The 15,159-nt window shown below is 69.9% G+C and carries 15 protein-coding genes; 12 read left to right on the top strand and 3 right to left on the bottom strand.

Annotation, left to right across the window (positions count from 1 at the left end):
- The first annotated feature begins 53 nt into the window (after nucleotides 1–53).
- The 6 genes from ACWC2T_RS25985 to ACWC2T_RS25960 all read left to right on the top strand — a co-directional run bounded on the left by ACWC2T_RS25985 (nucleotide 54) and on the right by ACWC2T_RS25960 (nucleotide 7,633).
- Complete coding sequence (locus tag ACWC2T_RS25985) at nucleotides 54–1,841, top strand: ABC transporter substrate-binding protein (protein ID WP_450672761.1); 1,788 nt, start codon at nucleotides 54–56, stop codon at nucleotides 1,839–1,841.
- Nucleotides 1,842–1,951: 110 nt separating this feature from the next.
- Complete coding sequence (locus ACWC2T_RS25980; RefSeq protein WP_450672760.1) at nucleotides 1,952–2,950, top strand: ABC transporter permease; 999 nt, start codon at nucleotides 1,952–1,954, stop codon at nucleotides 2,948–2,950.
- The gene (locus ACWC2T_RS25975; RefSeq protein ID WP_450672759.1) at nucleotides 2,947–4,044 is read left to right on the top strand and encodes an ABC transporter ATP-binding protein; all 1,098 of its coding nucleotides are present in this window, start codon (nucleotides 2,947–2,949) and stop codon (nucleotides 4,042–4,044) included. Before ACWC2T_RS25980 ends, ACWC2T_RS25975 begins: the two co-directional genes overlap by 4 nt.
- A gap of 23 nt (nucleotides 4,045–4,067) precedes the next feature.
- Complete coding sequence (locus ACWC2T_RS25970; protein WP_450672758.1) at nucleotides 4,068–5,435, top strand: ABC transporter ATP-binding protein; 1,368 nt, start codon at nucleotides 4,068–4,070, stop codon at nucleotides 5,433–5,435.
- A gap of 100 nt (nucleotides 5,436–5,535) precedes the next feature.
- On the top strand, nucleotides 5,536–6,927 hold the full coding sequence (locus ACWC2T_RS25965; RefSeq protein ID WP_450672757.1) for a M1 family metallopeptidase: 1,392 nt from the start codon (nucleotides 5,536–5,538) through the stop codon (nucleotides 6,925–6,927).
- 46 nt (nucleotides 6,928–6,973) lie between these two features.
- On the top strand, nucleotides 6,974–7,633 hold the full coding sequence (locus tag ACWC2T_RS25960; RefSeq protein WP_450672756.1) for a trimeric intracellular cation channel family protein: 660 nt from the start codon (nucleotides 6,974–6,976) through the stop codon (nucleotides 7,631–7,633).
- On the opposite strand, the gene ACWC2T_RS25955 is transcribed toward ACWC2T_RS25960, so the two are convergent.
- Nucleotides 7,542–8,795: an alpha/beta hydrolase gene (locus ACWC2T_RS25955; RefSeq protein ID WP_450672755.1), complete on the bottom strand. Its 1,254-nt coding sequence runs from the start codon at nucleotides 8,793–8,795 to the stop codon at nucleotides 7,542–7,544. The genes ACWC2T_RS25960 and ACWC2T_RS25955 overlap by 92 nt on opposite strands.
- A gap of 187 nt (nucleotides 8,796–8,982) precedes the next feature.
- Here ACWC2T_RS25955 and ACWC2T_RS25950 point away from each other — a divergent pair, with 187 nt between their 5' ends.
- On the top strand, nucleotides 8,983–9,846 hold the full coding sequence (locus ACWC2T_RS25950; RefSeq protein WP_450672754.1) for a thioesterase family protein: 864 nt from the start codon (nucleotides 8,983–8,985) through the stop codon (nucleotides 9,844–9,846).
- 173 nt (nucleotides 9,847–10,019) lie between these two features.
- Here the strand turns inward: ACWC2T_RS25950 and ACWC2T_RS25945 are convergent, their stop codons facing one another.
- Nucleotides 10,020–10,619: a TIGR03086 family metal-binding protein gene (locus ACWC2T_RS25945; protein WP_450672753.1), complete on the bottom strand. Its 600-nt coding sequence runs from the start codon at nucleotides 10,617–10,619 to the stop codon at nucleotides 10,020–10,022.
- 127 nt (nucleotides 10,620–10,746) lie between these two features.
- Here ACWC2T_RS25945 and ACWC2T_RS25940 point away from each other — a divergent pair, with 127 nt between their 5' ends.
- Together ACWC2T_RS25940 and ACWC2T_RS25935 are read left to right on the top strand one after the other, a co-directional pair.
- Entirely contained in the window at nucleotides 10,747–11,715 is a 969-nt protein-coding gene (locus tag ACWC2T_RS25940; protein ID WP_450672752.1) for a helix-turn-helix transcriptional regulator, read from the top strand.
- 106 nt (nucleotides 11,716–11,821) lie between these two features.
- On the top strand, nucleotides 11,822–12,184 hold the full coding sequence (locus ACWC2T_RS25935; RefSeq protein WP_450672751.1) for a hypothetical protein: 363 nt from the start codon (nucleotides 11,822–11,824) through the stop codon (nucleotides 12,182–12,184).
- A gap of 76 nt (nucleotides 12,185–12,260) precedes the next feature.
- Here ACWC2T_RS25935 and ACWC2T_RS25930 read toward each other — a convergent pair whose 3' ends face one another.
- Nucleotides 12,261–12,887 carry a TetR family transcriptional regulator gene (locus ACWC2T_RS25930; protein ID WP_450672750.1) on the bottom strand — a complete coding sequence of 209 codons (627 nt, stop codon included), beginning with the start codon at nucleotides 12,885–12,887 and terminating at the stop codon, nucleotides 12,261–12,263.
- A gap of 145 nt (nucleotides 12,888–13,032) precedes the next feature.
- On the opposite strand from ACWC2T_RS25930, the gene ACWC2T_RS25925 reads away from it, so the two are divergent.
- The 3 genes from ACWC2T_RS25925 to ACWC2T_RS25915 all read left to right on the top strand — a co-directional run bounded on the left by ACWC2T_RS25925 (nucleotide 13,033) and on the right by ACWC2T_RS25915 (nucleotide 15,072).
- On the top strand, nucleotides 13,033–13,200 hold the full coding sequence (locus ACWC2T_RS25925; protein WP_450672749.1) for a hypothetical protein: 168 nt from the start codon (nucleotides 13,033–13,035) through the stop codon (nucleotides 13,198–13,200).
- Between the two features lie 32 nt (nucleotides 13,201–13,232).
- Entirely contained in the window at nucleotides 13,233–13,511 is a 279-nt protein-coding gene (locus tag ACWC2T_RS25920) for a DUF4190 domain-containing protein (protein WP_450672748.1), read from the top strand.
- Between the two features lie 391 nt (nucleotides 13,512–13,902).
- Nucleotides 13,903–15,072 (top strand): cysteine desulfurase family protein, encoded by a 1,170-nt coding sequence (locus tag ACWC2T_RS25915; RefSeq protein WP_450672747.1) that lies wholly within the window; start codon nucleotides 13,903–13,905, stop codon nucleotides 15,070–15,072.
- Nucleotides 15,073–15,159: the final 87 nt, after the last annotated feature.

Below are 15,159 nucleotides of genomic sequence, written 5' to 3'. Positions count from 1 at the left end.
GTCCCGTGAGCTCTCCCACGGGGTCTCTCATCAATTCCGGAGGATCCGAGATCGTGACTACCCAACGCACCTCAGGGCGGCGCAAGCAGGCCCTTGCCGCTGCCGCAGTGGTCGCCGGCCTGCTGACCACGGCGGCGTGCGGCGGTGGCAACGGCGGCGGCTCGAAGGACGGCGCGGCCGGCTTCGACGCGGCGAACAACAAGGTGGCCCAGGCCGACCAGGTCAAGAAGGGCGGCACGCTGAAGTTCGTGAGCACGCAGGACGCCGACTCGTGGGACACCACGCGCGGCTACTACGGCTTCATGTGGGACTTCTCCCGCTACTACAGCCGTCAGCTGCTCACCTACAAGACCGCGCCGGGTGCCGAGGGTGCCCAGCTCACCCCGGACCTCGCCACCGACATGGGCAAGGTCTCGGACGGCGGCAAGACCTACACCTTCACGCTGCGCGACGGCATCACCTGGGAGGACGGCAAGCCGATCACCTCCCAGGACATCAAGTACGGCATCGAGCGCTCCTGGGCGCAGGACGTCCTCTCCGGCGGTCCGGTCTACCTGCAGCAGATGCTGGACCCGAAGAACACCTACAAGGGTCCCTACAAGGACACCTCGAAGGACCACCTGGGCCTGAAGGCGGTCGACACGCCGGACGCCAAGACGATCGTCTTCCACCTGCCGGCGGCCAACTCGGACTTCCTGCAGGTGCTGGCGATGACCGTGTCCTCCCCGGTCCGCCAGGACATGGACACCAAGTCCAAGTACGGCCTGCACCCGTTCTCCTCGGGCCCGTACAAGTTCCAGTCCTACACCCCGGGCAAGAACCTCGTCCTGGTCCGCAACACCAACTGGAAGGCCTCCTCGGACCCGGTCCGCAAGGCCTACCCGGACCAGATCACGCTGGACATCTCGACCAACCAGGCCGACTCCGACCAGCGCCTGATCAACGGCGACTACGACGTGGACGCGAGCCAGACCGGCCTCGGCCCGCAGGGCCGCCAGATCGCCCTGAAGCAGCACAAGGCCAACCTGGACAACCCGGTCTCCGGCTTCATCCGCTACGCGGTCTTCCCGCAGAGCGTCAAGCCGTTCGACAACATCCACTGCCGCAAGGCCGTGATCTACGCGGCCGACCACGTGTCGCTGCAGACCGCCCGTGGTGGCCCCATCGCCGGTGGTGACATCGGCACCAACATGCTCCCGCCGTCGGTCGCCGGTGGCGAGGGCCAGAAGTACGACCCGTACCAGATCTCCGGTGCCAACAAGAACGGCAACGTGAACCTGGCCAAGCAGGAGCTCAAGGCCTGCGGTCAGCCGAACGGCTTCTCCACCACCATCGCCGTCCGCAACAACAAGACGCAGGAAGTGGCCACGGCCGAGTCCCTGCAGGCCGCGCTGAAGAAGGTCGGCATCAACGCCGACATCTACCAGTACGACGGCTCGCAGAGCCCGGGCATCATCGGCTCGCCCTCGAACGTGGCGAAGAAGAAGCTCGGCATCATCATCATGGGCTGGGGTCCGGACTTCCCGACCGTCCAGGGCTACGGCATCCCGCTGTGGAGCAGCAACTACATCCTGCAGAGCGGTAACAACAACTACGCCCTGATCAAGGACAAGACGATCGACGGCCTGTTCGACCAGTACACCACCACGCTGGACGAGTCGAAGAAGACCCAGATCGCCACCGAGATCAACCACAAGGTCATGGAGGGCGCGTACTACCTGCCCTTCACCTTCGAGCGGCTGCTCAACATCCGCTCCTCGCGTCTGGCCAACGTGTACACGACGAACGCGTTCAGCGGTTACTACGACTTCGTCAACCTCGGCCTGAAGTCCACGAAGTAAACCCGGCACACCCGCCGTACGGCACGAAAGGCAGGTGAAGGCCGGCGCGGCGAGCCGCGGGCCCACCGGACGACCTCCGGGGGCCCGCGGTCCGCGGCGGGCCGTTAGCTGTGCTCGCTTACCTCATCAGGCGGCTGTTCGCCGCCGCAGTGATGCTGGTGGTCATCATCCTGGTGGTCTTCAGCATCTTCTTCCTCGTCCCCAAGTGGGCGGGCGTGGACATCGCCACGAGCTTCGTGGGCAAGCAGGCAGACCCGCACGCCGTGGCGGCGGTGCGCGAGAAGCTGGGTCTGAGCGACCCGATCTACTCGCAGGTCTGGCACTTCTTCAAGGGCATCTTCGTGGGCCGCACCTACGCGGCCGGCGGCGATGTCACCCACTGTGCCGCGCCGTGCTTCGGCTACTCCTTCCGCAGCGAGCAGGCCGTCTGGCCGGTGCTGACCTCGCGCTTCCCGGTGACCCTGGGACTGGCGCTCGGTGCCGCCGTGCTGTGGCTCGTCTTCGGTGTCGCCGCGGGTGTGCTCTCCGCCCTCAAGCGGGGCAGCCTCTGGGACCGCGGCGCGATGGTCGTCGCCCTCAGCGGTGTCTCCCTGCCGATCTACTTCACCGGCCTGCTCTCGCTGGCGATCTTCAGCTACGGACTGAACTGGATCAACGGTCAGTACGTCTCGATCAGCGACAGCTTCTCCGGCTGGCTCGGCGGCATGATCCTGCCCTGGATCACGCTGGCCTTCCTCTACGCGGCGATGTACGCCCGGATCACCCGCGCCACCATGCTGGAGATCCTCGGCGAGGACTACATCCGCACCGCCCGCGCCAAGGGCCTCACGGAGCCGGTCGTCATCGGCAAGCACGCCATGCGCTCCACGATGACCCCGATCCTGACCATGCTCGGCATGGACCTCGGCGCCCTCATCGGCGGCGCGATCCTCACCGAGACCACGTTCAGCATTCCCGGCCTCGGCCAGGCCGTGCTGACCGCCATCAAGAACCAGGACCTGCCCATCATCCTGGGCGTGACCCTGATCACCTCCCTCGCGGTGCTCATCGCCAACCTCGCGGTGGACATCCTGTACGCCGTGATCGACCCCCGAGTGAGGCTCGCATGACCGAACTCAGCAAGACCGGAGCGGCCGTGGGCGAGCCCACGGACTCCTCGCCCGCGCCGTCCTCCTTCCTGGAAGTGCGCGACCTGAAGGTGCACTTCCCGACCGACGACGGCCTCGTGAAGTCCGTCGACGGGCTCAGCTTCCAGCTGGAGAAGGGCAAGACCCTCGGCATCGTGGGCGAGTCGGGCTCCGGCAAGTCCGTGACCTCGCTCGGCATCATGGGTCTGCACACCGCCGGCCAGTACGGCAAGCGCAAGGCGCAGATATCCGGCGAGATCTGGCTGAACGGCACCGAGCTGCTGTCCGCCGACCCCGACCACGTGCGCAAGCTGCGCGGCCGCGAGATGGCGATGATCTTCCAGGATCCGCTGTCGGCGCTGCACCCGTACTACACGATCGGCGCGCAGATCGTGGAGGCCTACCGGATCCACCACGACGTCGACAAGAAGACCGCCCGCAGGCGGGCGATCGAGATGCTCGACCGCGTGGGCATCCCGCAGCCGGACAAGCGGGTGGACAACTACCCGCACGAGTTCTCCGGCGGTATGCGCCAGCGCGCCATGATCGCCATGTCGCTGGTGAACAACCCCGAACTGCTGATCGCGGACGAGCCGACCACCGCGCTCGACGTGACGGTCCAGGCACAGATCCTTGACCTGATCCGCGACCTGCAGAAGGAGTTCGGCTCCGCGGTCATCATCATCACCCACGACCTGGGCGTGGTCGCCGAACTGGCCGACGACATCCTGGTGATGTACGGCGGCCGCTGCGTCGAGCGCGGCCCGGCGGAGAAGGTGTTCTACGAGCCCCGCCACCCCTACACCTGGGGTCTGCTCGGCTCGATGCCGCGTCTGGACCGCGAGCAGCAGGAGCGCCTGATCCCGGTCAAGGGCTCCCCGCCCTCGCTGATCAACATCCCGTCCGGCTGCGCCTTCAACCCACGCTGCCCGTACGCCGACATCCCGAAGGACAACCTGACCCGCACGGTCCGCCCCGAGCTGTCCGAGGTCGGCGACAAGCACTGGGCCGCCTGCCACATGTCGCAGGAGCAGCGGGAACGGATCTGGACCGAAGAGATTGCGCCGAAGCTGTGAGTGAGAACGCAGAGGACAAGGCAGTGAGCATCCCTGCACAGAGCGACGGCACGGAAGACAGGTCCGCCGGTACGGCCACGCTCAGCAAGGACGCCGCCCCCGGCGAGACCCTGCTGAAGGTCACCGGGCTGCAGAAGCACTTCCCCATCAAGAAGGGCCTGTTCCAGCGGCAGGTCGGTGCGGTGCGCGCGGTCGACGGGCTCGACTTCGAGGTCCGCTCCGGTGAAACCCTCGGTGTCGTGGGCGAGTCGGGCTGCGGCAAGTCGACGATGGGCCGGCTGATCACCCGGCTGCTCGAACCGACCGCAGGCACCATCGAGTTCGAGGGCAAGGACATCACGCACCTCGGCGTGGGCGGCATGCGACCCATGCGCCGCGACGTGCAGATGATCTTCCAGGACCCGTACTCGTCGCTGAACCCACGCCACACCATCGGCACGATCGTCGGGGCCCCCTTCCGGCTCCAGGGCGTCGAGCCGGAGGGCGGCATCAAGAAGGAAGTGCAGCGGCTGCTGTCGGTGGTCGGTCTCAACCCCGAGCACTACAACCGCTATCCGCACGAGTTCTCCGGCGGTCAGCGCCAGCGCATCGGCATCGCCCGCGCGCTCGCCCTGAAGCCGAAGCTGGTCGTCGCGGACGAGCCGGTCTCCGCATTGGACGTGTCGATCCAGGCGCAGGTCGTGAACCTCATGGACGACCTCCAGGAGGAACTCGGCCTGACGTACGTGATCATCGCGCACGACCTCTCGGTGGTCCGGCACGTCTCGGACCGCATTGCGGTGATGTACCTCGGCAAGATCGTCGAGCTGGCGGACCGGGACTCGCTGTACAAGGCGCCGATGCACCCGTACACCAAGGCGCTGATGTCGGCGGTGCCGATCCCGGACCCGAAGCGGAAGAACGCCAAGAGCGAGCGGATCCTGCTCAAGGGTGACGTGCCCTCGCCGATCTCCCCGCCGAGCGGCTGCCGCTTCCACACCCGGTGCTGGAAGGCCACGGAGATCTGCCGGTCCACCGAGCCGCAGCTGCTGGAGCTGAAGCCCGGTCAGCGGGTGGCCTGCCACCACCCGGAGAACTTCGAGGACCAGGCCCCGCAGGACACGGTTCTGCTCTCCGCGGCCAAGGAGGCGGCCGAACTGGTCGCCGACGAGGTCCTCGCCGAGTCGGCGGAGACGTCGGCGGCGGTGGCGGCGGAACTCGCCGAGGAAAGCACCGAGGAGTCCGCAGCGGGGTCCGCCGAGGAGACGGCCGAGCCGGTCGCCGAGGAGGCCGCTGCGGAGTCCGCCGAGGGGGCCGCGCAGGAGTCCACCGAGGAGACCGACGAGGCGTCCGAGGCCTCCGAGTCGTCAGAGTCCTCCGAGACCGAGTCCCAGGAGTCAACCGACAAGTAGCGCATGACAACTGGGCAAAGTCATGTACATGCCCGAGCGGGAGAGCGCAGAGTCGTCCGTGTCCGACCACTGATCGGTACACGCTCGAAAGGGACGACTGATGGCACTCTCCCGTTCGGCACGTCTGGGGACTGTCGCGACCGCGGCGGTCTCCTTCCTCGTCATCGCCGCCGCGCCCGCCCCCACCCCCGGGGCCCCCGGCATCGGCGACCCCTACTTCCCGCAGCTCGGCAACGGCGGCTTCGACGCCCTCCACTACGACCTCGACGTCGCCTACACTCCCGACACCGGCCGCCTGGACGGCCGTACGACCCTCACCGCGCGCGCCACCCAGAACCTCTCCTCCTTCGACCTGGACCTGCAGCAGCTGGACGTCAGCCGCGTCGAGGTCGACGGCAGACGCGCCCAGTTCACGCGCACCGGCGACGAACTCGTCATCACCCCGCGCCACAGCCTCGCCCGGGGCCGCACCTTCCGGGTCACCGTCACCTACGGCGGCACACCCCAGCCCCTCGGCGGGCCCATCGTGTTCGGTTCCAAGTACGGCTGGATGAAGACGGCCGACGGGGTCTTCGTCGCCTGCGAGCCCAACGCCGCCTCCACCTGGTTCCCCTCCAGCGACCACCCCGCCGACAAGGCCACCTACGACATCCGGATCAAGGCACCCGAGGGCCTGACCGCCGTCTCCAACGGCCGGCTGGTGTCGACGTACGACAAGGGCGGCTCGACGTACACCCACTGGCGCGAGTCGAGGCCGATGGCGACCTATCTGGCGACCGCCACCATCGGGAAGTTCGACGTGCGCACCGGGCGCACGCCCGGCGGCATTCCGATCTACGTCGCGATCGACCCGGTGCTGAAGAACCGCAACAGCGTCGACGTGTACGCCGTCACCGCCGCCGCCACCGACTACTGGTCGAAGGTCTTCGGGCCGTACCCGTTCGAGGAGACCGGCGCGATCGTGGACGACATGCCCGAGGCCGGGTTCTCGCTGGAGGTGCAGAGCAAGCCCGCCTACTCGGCCGTGCGCAACGAGACGACCATCGTGCACGAGCTGGCCCACCAGTGGTTCGGTGACTCGGTGAGCGTGGCGCAGTGGAAGGACATCTGGCTCAACGAGGGCTTCGCCACCTACGCCCAGTGGCTGTGGGCCGAGCACCAGGGCACCCGCTCCGCCCACGACTCCTTCCTCGCCGCCTACAACGCCCTCCCGGCCGATTCACCCTTCTGGAAGATCAAGGTCGCCGACCCGCAGCGCGACACCATGTTCGCCTCCGCCGTCTACCAGCGCGGCGCGATGACGCTCCAGATGCTCCGGGAGCGGATCGGCGACCGGGCCTTCTTCAGGCTGCTGCCCGCCTGGACCGGGCTCCACCGGTACGGCAACGCGGACACCGCCGACTTCATCCGCCTCGCCGAGCGCGTCAGCGGGCGACAACTGGGCGACCTGTTCGACACCTGGCTGTTCACCACAGGGAAACCCGCCCTGTGACCTGGCTTTGCAAGGCGCACAGCCCGCATCAGGTGACAATGTAGGGGTGCAGCTCCAGCAGATCTTCAGTCCCTCCGTCCAGCACACGCTCGATGACATCGGCATCTTCGTGTTCGCGATCTCCGGCGCGCTGCTGGCCGTCCGGAAGAACTTCGACGTCTTCGGCATCGCCGTTCTCGCCGAGGCGACCGCGCTGGGCGGAGGACTGTTCCGTGACCTGGTCATCGGAGCCGTACCCCCGGCAGCCTTCACCGACCTCGGCTACTTCCTGACCCCGCTGCTCGCCGCGCTCGTCGTCTTCTTCCTGCACCCGCACGTGGAACGCATCCAGTCGGCGGTGCTGGTCTTCGACGCGGCGGGCCTCGGCCTGTTCTGCGTCAGCGGTACGACGAAAGCGTACAGCTACGGCCTCAACCTGACCGCGTCGGCGACACTCGGGCTCGCCACCGCCGTCGGCGGCGGTGTGCTGCGGGACGTGCTCGCCAACGAGGTGCCCTCACTGCTGCGCTGGGACCGCGATCTGTACGCGGTCCCAGCGATCGTGGGTTCCACCATGGTGGTGCTGTGCCTGCGCTATGACGCCCTGACCCCCCTCACCAGTGGGCTCGCGGCCGTCACCGCTTTTGTGCTGCGCCTGCTCGCGATGCGGTTCCACTGGCGAGCTCCGCGCGCGTGGAACCGCCGGTCGACGGTGACCGAGGACTGAGCGGGCTGGCCGTGTGCGTGCGGGTGTGTCCGGCGGTGCCGCCGTGCCCCATCTCCATGGTCAGCCATTCGAACACCGTCGGTACCTGCGGCCGCCACAGCGCCATCGAGTGCCCGCCCATGCTGCGCGGCAGGAACACCACGCGCACGTACGTCGGCGGCTTTGCGATCTGCTCCAGCGCCACACCGGCCTGGTAGCCGTCACCGTTCTCGCCGGAGATGTACAGCGCGACCCTCGGCGGGGTGCGGTAGCCCTTGAGGATGTAGTAGGGGTTGTTGGCCCGCCGCAGCTCGATGCTCCCGGCGGCCAGCGAGTTGCGCTCGCCGATCGGGTCGTTGTAGCCGGACAGGCTGATGGCGGCCCGGTAGCGGTCGGGGTGCGCCACGGCGAGCTTGGCCGCACAGTGGGCGCCGGCCGAGTAGCCCGCCGCGGCCCAGCCGTCGGGCGCGGACTCGGCGCGGAAGTTGTCCGTGATCATCTTCGGCACGTCGATGCTCAGCCAGCTGTCCGCGTTCACGGTGCCGGGGATGTTGGCACACCCGGTGTCGACCTTGGCGATCAGGTTCGTCCGCGGGGACACCAGGATGAACGGGGCGACCTGGCCGCTCTTCATGAGCGGCTCCAACTGCTCGTGCACCTTCATGGAGCCGAACCAGGCCTTCGCCGAGCCCGGGTATCCCGACAGGAGCTCGACGACCGGGAACTTCTTGTTCCGGTAGGCCGGATCGTTGTACTGCGGCGGCAGCCAGACGTAGACCTCGGCGTTGACGCCCGAAACCCGGCCCTTGAGCTGGGTGACCTTGACGCCGCCGGCCGCGTGCATGCCGGGGCCGTCGGCCTGGGTGAACTTCTGCTGCACCTTGGGCAGCTTCTTGTACGCGATGCCGCCGGTGCCGTCGGCTCCGAGGTTCGCGGCCTGCTGGACGTGGTTGCCCGTGCCGAGCAGGTCGGCCCAGTTGTCGTACAGGTTGTTGGCGTTGTTGACCAGCACGAAGACGAGCGTGATGGCGGTGACCTGGGCGAACAGCAGCATCAGCACCCGGGCCGCGGCACGCAGGGGCCTGGGCCCGCGCACTCGCGACCACAGCACGAGCGGCAGTATCAGTGCAACCACGGCCAGCACGATGGTCGTGTAGAGGAACGGAGTCCCGGTGAGGCTCATGTCCCCATAGAGGGGAATCCCGGCTCCGGGGTTGTGGACGTGTCCGGACACTTACCGAAGAATTGCCGGAACCTCACCCGGGAGGGGGACAGGACAGCTCCCGCCCGTCGCCGGGACGGGTGTCGTTCATGAGCTGGACACATCACCAAAGCTACCGCTTAGTAGTTTCCTGTTGTACCGTTCAGCCATGCCAGAAGCAGCTTCCGCCCCCTCCCCGTCGCGGGCCGTGATCGGCGACAGCGAGTTCGACCGCGACACCGCGGTCGTCCGGCGCGAGCCCGGTGTATACGACATCGACCTCTCGGCCGGCTGGACCATCATCAACGCCGTCAACGGCGGCTATCTGCTGGCCGTGCTGGGCCGGGCCCTCGCGGACACGCTTGCGCACCCCGACCCCTTCACCATCTCGGCGCACTACCTCACCGCCTCCCACCCCGGCCCGGCGGTCATCCGCACGGACACCGTCCGCACCGGCCGCACCCTCTCCACCGGCCAGGCCTCCCTCTACCAGTACGACCACGACGGCAACGAGGTCGAACGCATCCGCGTCCTCGCCTCCTACGGCGACCTCACCACCCTCCCCGACGACGTCCGCACGACGGCCACCCCGCCCCCCATCCCGCCCCTGGACCATTGCTTCGGCCCGGCCGACGGCCCGACCCCGGTCGAGGGCAGCTCCGCCATCGCCGACCGCCTGATGCTCAAGCTGGACCCGTCGACCCTCGGCTGGGCCCTCGGCGCGCCCTCGGGCAAGGGAGAGATGCGGGCCTGGTTCGGCCTTGCCGACGGCCGCGAGCCCGACCCGCTGTCGCTGTTGCTGACGGTGGATGCCCTGCCGCCCACGGCCTTCGAACTCGGCCTCAAGGGCTGGGTGCCGACCGTCGAACTCACCGTCCACGTCCGCCGCCGCCCGGCACCCGGCCCGCTCCGGGTGTCGATCACCACCCGCAACCTCGCCGGCGGCTTCCTGGAGGAGGACGCCGAGGTCTGGGACACGGAGGACCACCTGGTCGCCCAGTCCCGCCAACTGGCACGGGTGAGGCTCGGCTGACCCGGGTCTCCGCCGGTTCAGCTGGGCCGTGCTCGGGCGGGTGAGGTGTTCGTCGGGCAACTGGGCTGGGCTCGGGGCCCGGATGCGGCTCGGCCGCGGGGCGCGACCAGCCGCGGCGCACCCGCCACCCGCACCCGGAACGCGGCCACAGGTTCGACGGCGCGTTGCCGCGCTCAGGCCCGGCCGAGCGGGGAACGGCCCAGCCAGGCCGCCAGTTCCGCGTGGACGTCGGCGCCCTCGGGGGCCGCGCGGCGGGTGTCGAAGGGGGTCTCGGCGTCCCGCGGCCGGGAGTCCGGCAGGACCGCGCGGGCGGTGGCGAGGGCGAACTCGGCGAGTTCCGGGTCGAGTTCGAGCGGGTGGCCGAGCGCCTCGGCGAGGTCCCAGGTGTGGGTCACGATCTCCATGACATAGCCCGAGAGCGCCGCATGACCCGGCACCTCGCCCCACGGCACCCGCACCGGGGACGTCATCCGCTCGTCGCTCGCCCAGGCCTTCAGCACCCGGGCGCGCACCTCGTCGTAGGCCTGCGCCCACTCCTCGTCGGCGACCCCGTCGGCCACGGGCCGCACCGCGAGCCCGTCGCCGCCCTCGCCGACCACCGCGATCCGCCGGGTCCCGCCGACGATGTGGCTCAGCAGGCTCCGTACGTCGAACTCGGAACAGGGGGTCGGGGCGGTGAGGTGTTCGGGGCGTACGGTCTTGATCAGTGCCGCCGCCTGCTCGGTGGCGCGGGCGTAGACGGGGCGCGGGTCGGTGAAGCCGGTGGTGGTCATGGTGTGCCTCTCTCTACGTCTTCCGTCGGTGTGTCTTCCGTCGGTCGGTATGACCAGGATCGCGGGATAACCTGACATCCGCCGTCAACATTTGCGGGGAACCCGCCGCGGGCGCGATCCTGGCCGCGTGAAGTCCGACCGCCTGCTGTCGATCCTGCTGCTCCTGCAGACCCGGGGCCGCGTCCCCGCGCACGAACTCGCCGACCGGCTGGAGGTGTCGGTCCGCACCATCTACCGGGACATCGAGGCACTGTCGGCCTCCGGCGTGCCCGTGTACGCCGAGCGCGGCCGGCACGGCGGCATCGAACTCCTCGCCGGCTTCCGCACCGACGTCACCGGACTGACCGCCGACGAGTCCCGCGCCCTGTTCATCCTGGCCGCCCAGGGCGCCCACGCCGCGCTCGGCCTCGACGCGGCCCTCGGCTCGGCCCTGCGCAAGGTGATGGCCGCGCTGCCGGCGCCGCACCGGCCCGCCGCCGAGGTGACCAGCCGCCGCATCCTGGTGGACGCCACCCGTTGGAGGAGCGGCCCCCAGCAGGCCGTCGACCTCGAGGTGCTCCAGGACGCGGTCTTCGCCGACCGGCGCCTGAAGCTGCGCTACCGGCACAGCGGCGAGCGGGAGCCACGGACGTACACCGTGGACCCGTACGGCCTGGTCGCCAAGGCCGGGGTCTGGTACCTGGTCGCCGACCGGCGCGGGGCGCCGCGGCTGTTCCGCGCCGACCGGATCCATTCGGCCCGCGCGCTGGACGAGCCGGTACGGCGCCGCGCCGGGGTCGAACTCTCCGACGCCTGGGAGGCATTGCGGCGCCAAGTGGAGGAGCGGCCGGGCGACGGGGTCGACGTCACGGTCCGGGTACGGCGCGAACGGCTCGACATGTTCCAGCGCATGATGGCGGCGCAGCTCACCGAACTCCCCGACGGCGACGGCGAGAGCGACTGGGTCACCGCCCGGCTGACCTACCCGGTGCTGCGCGCGGTCCGCCAACTCCTCGCGTTCTCCGACCAGGTGGAGCTGCTGGACCCGCCCGAGGCCCGCGCGGAACTGCTGGCGGGGGCCCGCTCTGTCACGGCCCTGTACCAGGAGGGCCCCTGAGCCGGGATTGACAGCCGACGGACAGGATGCCCTCAAGTATCGCCAAGGCACCGTTGGTTGAGTGCGGCCCCTCAGGACATTCTCATCCTCACCGGAGCTGACTCTCATGAAGCGTGCCCGTCTCGTCCCCGCCGTCGCCCTGCTGGCACTGTCCCCGCTGTTGCTGACCGCGTGCGGCTCGGGCGACTCGTCCTCTTCTTCCTCCTCCGGCGGCAACTCCGGTCGGCAGCAGGCCTGTCAGGCGCCGTCCGGCATGCCCACGGGCGGCACCGGCCGCCGGCCGAGCGGAATGCCGTCCGGTGCGCCTTCGGGGGCGCCGTCGGGCGCGTCCACCGTGAAGCCGACCGGCACACCCAGCGGTACACCCTCGGGCATGCCGAGCGGTGCGCCCGGCGGCCAGGGCGGGCCCGGCGGCGGCCAGGGCGGCGGCTGTGGCGCTCCGGGCGGCGGCCAGGCCCAGCAGGGCTGACCGACGGAACGAGGGTCGTACTACGACGGGGCGGTGCGCGCCGGGCGTGGCGCCCCCTTCCGCATGCGCGGGCGGCTCAGTCCAGCCAGTGGCGGCGGCCGATGCTGATGAGCCGCATCTGCCGGACGGCGAGCTGGGCGACGCGCTCCCGCTCCTCGGCGGGGGCGTCCAGGGCCTCCAGGAACAGGGAGGCGGTGACGAGCATCTGGTCGACGTAGAGGTGCGCGAGCATCAGCAGGTCGTCGTCGCTCCAGCCGGCGGCCCCCGGATCCTTGGCCAGCTCGGACTTCACCTCCTCGGCGAACCGGGCGAGCTGGTCGCGGATGGCCTCGCGCACCGGCTGCACGCCGCCGTGCCGCTCACGGGCGATGAAACGGACGTGTGCGGGGTACGCGTCCACGTGCCGGGCGATCAACTCGATGGCGCGCGAGATGCGTTCCGCGCTGTCGCCCGTCGTGGACACCGTCGTCCGCACCATCGGGTGCAGGCTGCCCAGCGCCTCGTCGACCAGCGCCACACCGAGGTCGGCGGTCGAGCGGAAGTGACGGTAGAACGCGGTCGGGGCGACGCCGACGGCCCGGGTGACCTCGCGCAGGCCCAGGCTGCTCAGGCTCTGTTCCTCCAGCAGCGCGAGCGCCGCGTCGAGGAACGCCTGCCGGGTCTTCTGCTTCTGCGCCTGCCGGATGCCGAGGGTGTGACTCATGTCATCCAGTTAACAACTGTTCTCTGGAATTGGGAAGCCGGGAGGCGCGCTAACATAGAAGTCAGTGAACAACTGTTACTACAACTGTTCACCGAAACTTCACACCGGCCCGATACGAGGTATCTCGGAGGGGGGATCTCATCCCATGCTGTTCCTCGTCGCCGCGCTCATGCTGCTCGGTGTCGTGCTGGGCACCGTCGCCCACGCGCCGCTGACCGTCACCGCCGCTGTCGCCGCCGTCATCGCCGTCTGGCTCGCCGTCTTCGCGATCCGCGAGCGCCTCGGCCGCCGGCGCCGTACGCAGGCCAACTGACCGTCCGCCACGACTTCCAGGAGCTGAGCACCATGCAACTCACCGCACCGGTCACGAGCGCCGACGACACCCGCCCGGCCGCGCGCGACGCCGACGGCATGGCCGTGGCGTCGTTCATCCTCGGCCTTCTCGGCCTGCTCGTCCTCAACATCTTCCTCGGCCCGATCGCCATCGTCCTGGCCGCCGTCTCCCTCTGGCGCGGCACCACCCGCCGCGGCCGGGCCCTGCTGGGCCTGACCCTGGGAGTGGCCGACCTGGCCGTCCTGGCGATCGCGATGCAGGTCTCCCACACGCTGTCGTGGAGCCTGTGACCCGACGAACCACCACCTGACCGGCCCGCACAGCCCCGAGGACGACGGGGCGCCGGCCGGGCCGAGACCGGGGCGAGCGCCACCGCCGTGGACGGCCGACCCGCCCCCGCCGTTCCCGCCGCGGGCACCGGAACTGCTGCCGCCGCCTCCCTCATCCCGTCGTCTCGCGGTCGCCGCCGTTACCGCTGTCACCGCGCCGTGGGCAGTCGTTCCGCAGGGCGATGGGGGTCCCTCCCGCTCGAGCGAAGCCGAGAGTGGGGGGAGGGTGGGCACGGCCGACAGGTCGGGTACCTCGCCACCAAGCCCGGGTGCAGCCGAGGCAAGGCGCCGCCCGCCCACAGCGACCTCGCGGCCGAGGCAAGCTGCGAAGGGGCCGTAGAATCAGGGCACCATGGCTTACCTCGACCACGCCGCGACAACCCCGATGCTCCCGGAGGCGGCAGAGGCCCTGACCGCCCGGTTGAGCATCACGGGCAACGCCTCCTCCCTCCACGCATCCGGCCGGCAGGCCCGCCGCACGGTCGAGGAATCCCGCGAAACCCTCGCCGAAGCGCTCGGCGCCCGCCCCAGCGAGGTCGTCTTCACCTCGGGCGGCACCGAGGCCGACAATCTCGCGGTGAAGGGCCTGTACTGGTCCCGCCGCGCCGCCGACCCGGCCCGCACCCGCGTCCTGGCCAGCCCCGTGGAGCACCACGCCGTCCTGGACGCCGTCCACTGGCTCGGCGAGCGCGAGGGCGCGACGGTCGAGTATCTCCCCGTCGACTCCTACGGCCGAGTCCACCCCGACGCCCTGCGTGAGGCCATCGCCCGCAACCCCGACGACGTCGCCCTGGTCACCGTGATGTGGGCCAACAACGAGATCGGCACCATCCTGCCGGTCCGCGAACTCGCCGAGGTGGCGGCCGAGTTCGGCATCCCGATGCACGCCGACGCGGTCCAGGCCGTCGGCCAGGTCCCGGTCGACTTCGCCGCCTCCGGCCTCGCCGCGATGACCGTCTCGGGTCACAAGATCGGCGGCCCGTACGGCATCGGCGCGCTGCTGCTGGGCCGTGACCAGACTCCCGTGCCCGTCCTGCACGGCGGCGGCCAGGAGCGGCACGTCCGCTCCGGCACCCTCGACGTCCCCGCCATCGCCTCCTTCGCCGTCGCCGGCCGGCTCGCCACCGAGCGGCGGGAGTGGTTCGCCCGGGAGATCGGCGCCCTGCGCGACCAGTTGATCGCGGCCGTCAAGAGCGCCGTCCCGGATGCGATCCTCGGCGGTGACCCGGCGCCCGAGGGTCGGCTGCCGGCCAACGCGCACTTCACCTTCCCCGGCTGCGAGGGCGACTCCCTGCTGCTTCTGCTGGACGCCCAGGGCATCGAGTGCTCCACCGGTTCCGCCTGCACCGCGGGCGTCGCCCAGCCCAGCCACGTTCTGCTCGCCACCGGCACCGACCCGGACCTGGCCCGCGGCACCCTGCGCTTCTCCCTCGGCCACACCTCCACGGAGGCGGACATCGAAGCGGTCGCCAAGGCGATCGGCCCGGCGGTGGAGCGCGCTCGGGCGGCGGGTCTCAGCTGAGACAAGAGGCGACCTACGAGGCGGGTTCCCTTCGCCGGCATTGTCCGGATCAGGTCATGGGGGTCGCCTTCCGGTTCGGTCCAGTCC

The sequence above is a fragment of the Streptomyces sp. NPDC001393 genome (genome assembly GCF_053597455.1).
This window is presented reverse-complemented; position numbering and strand designations above follow the sequence as displayed.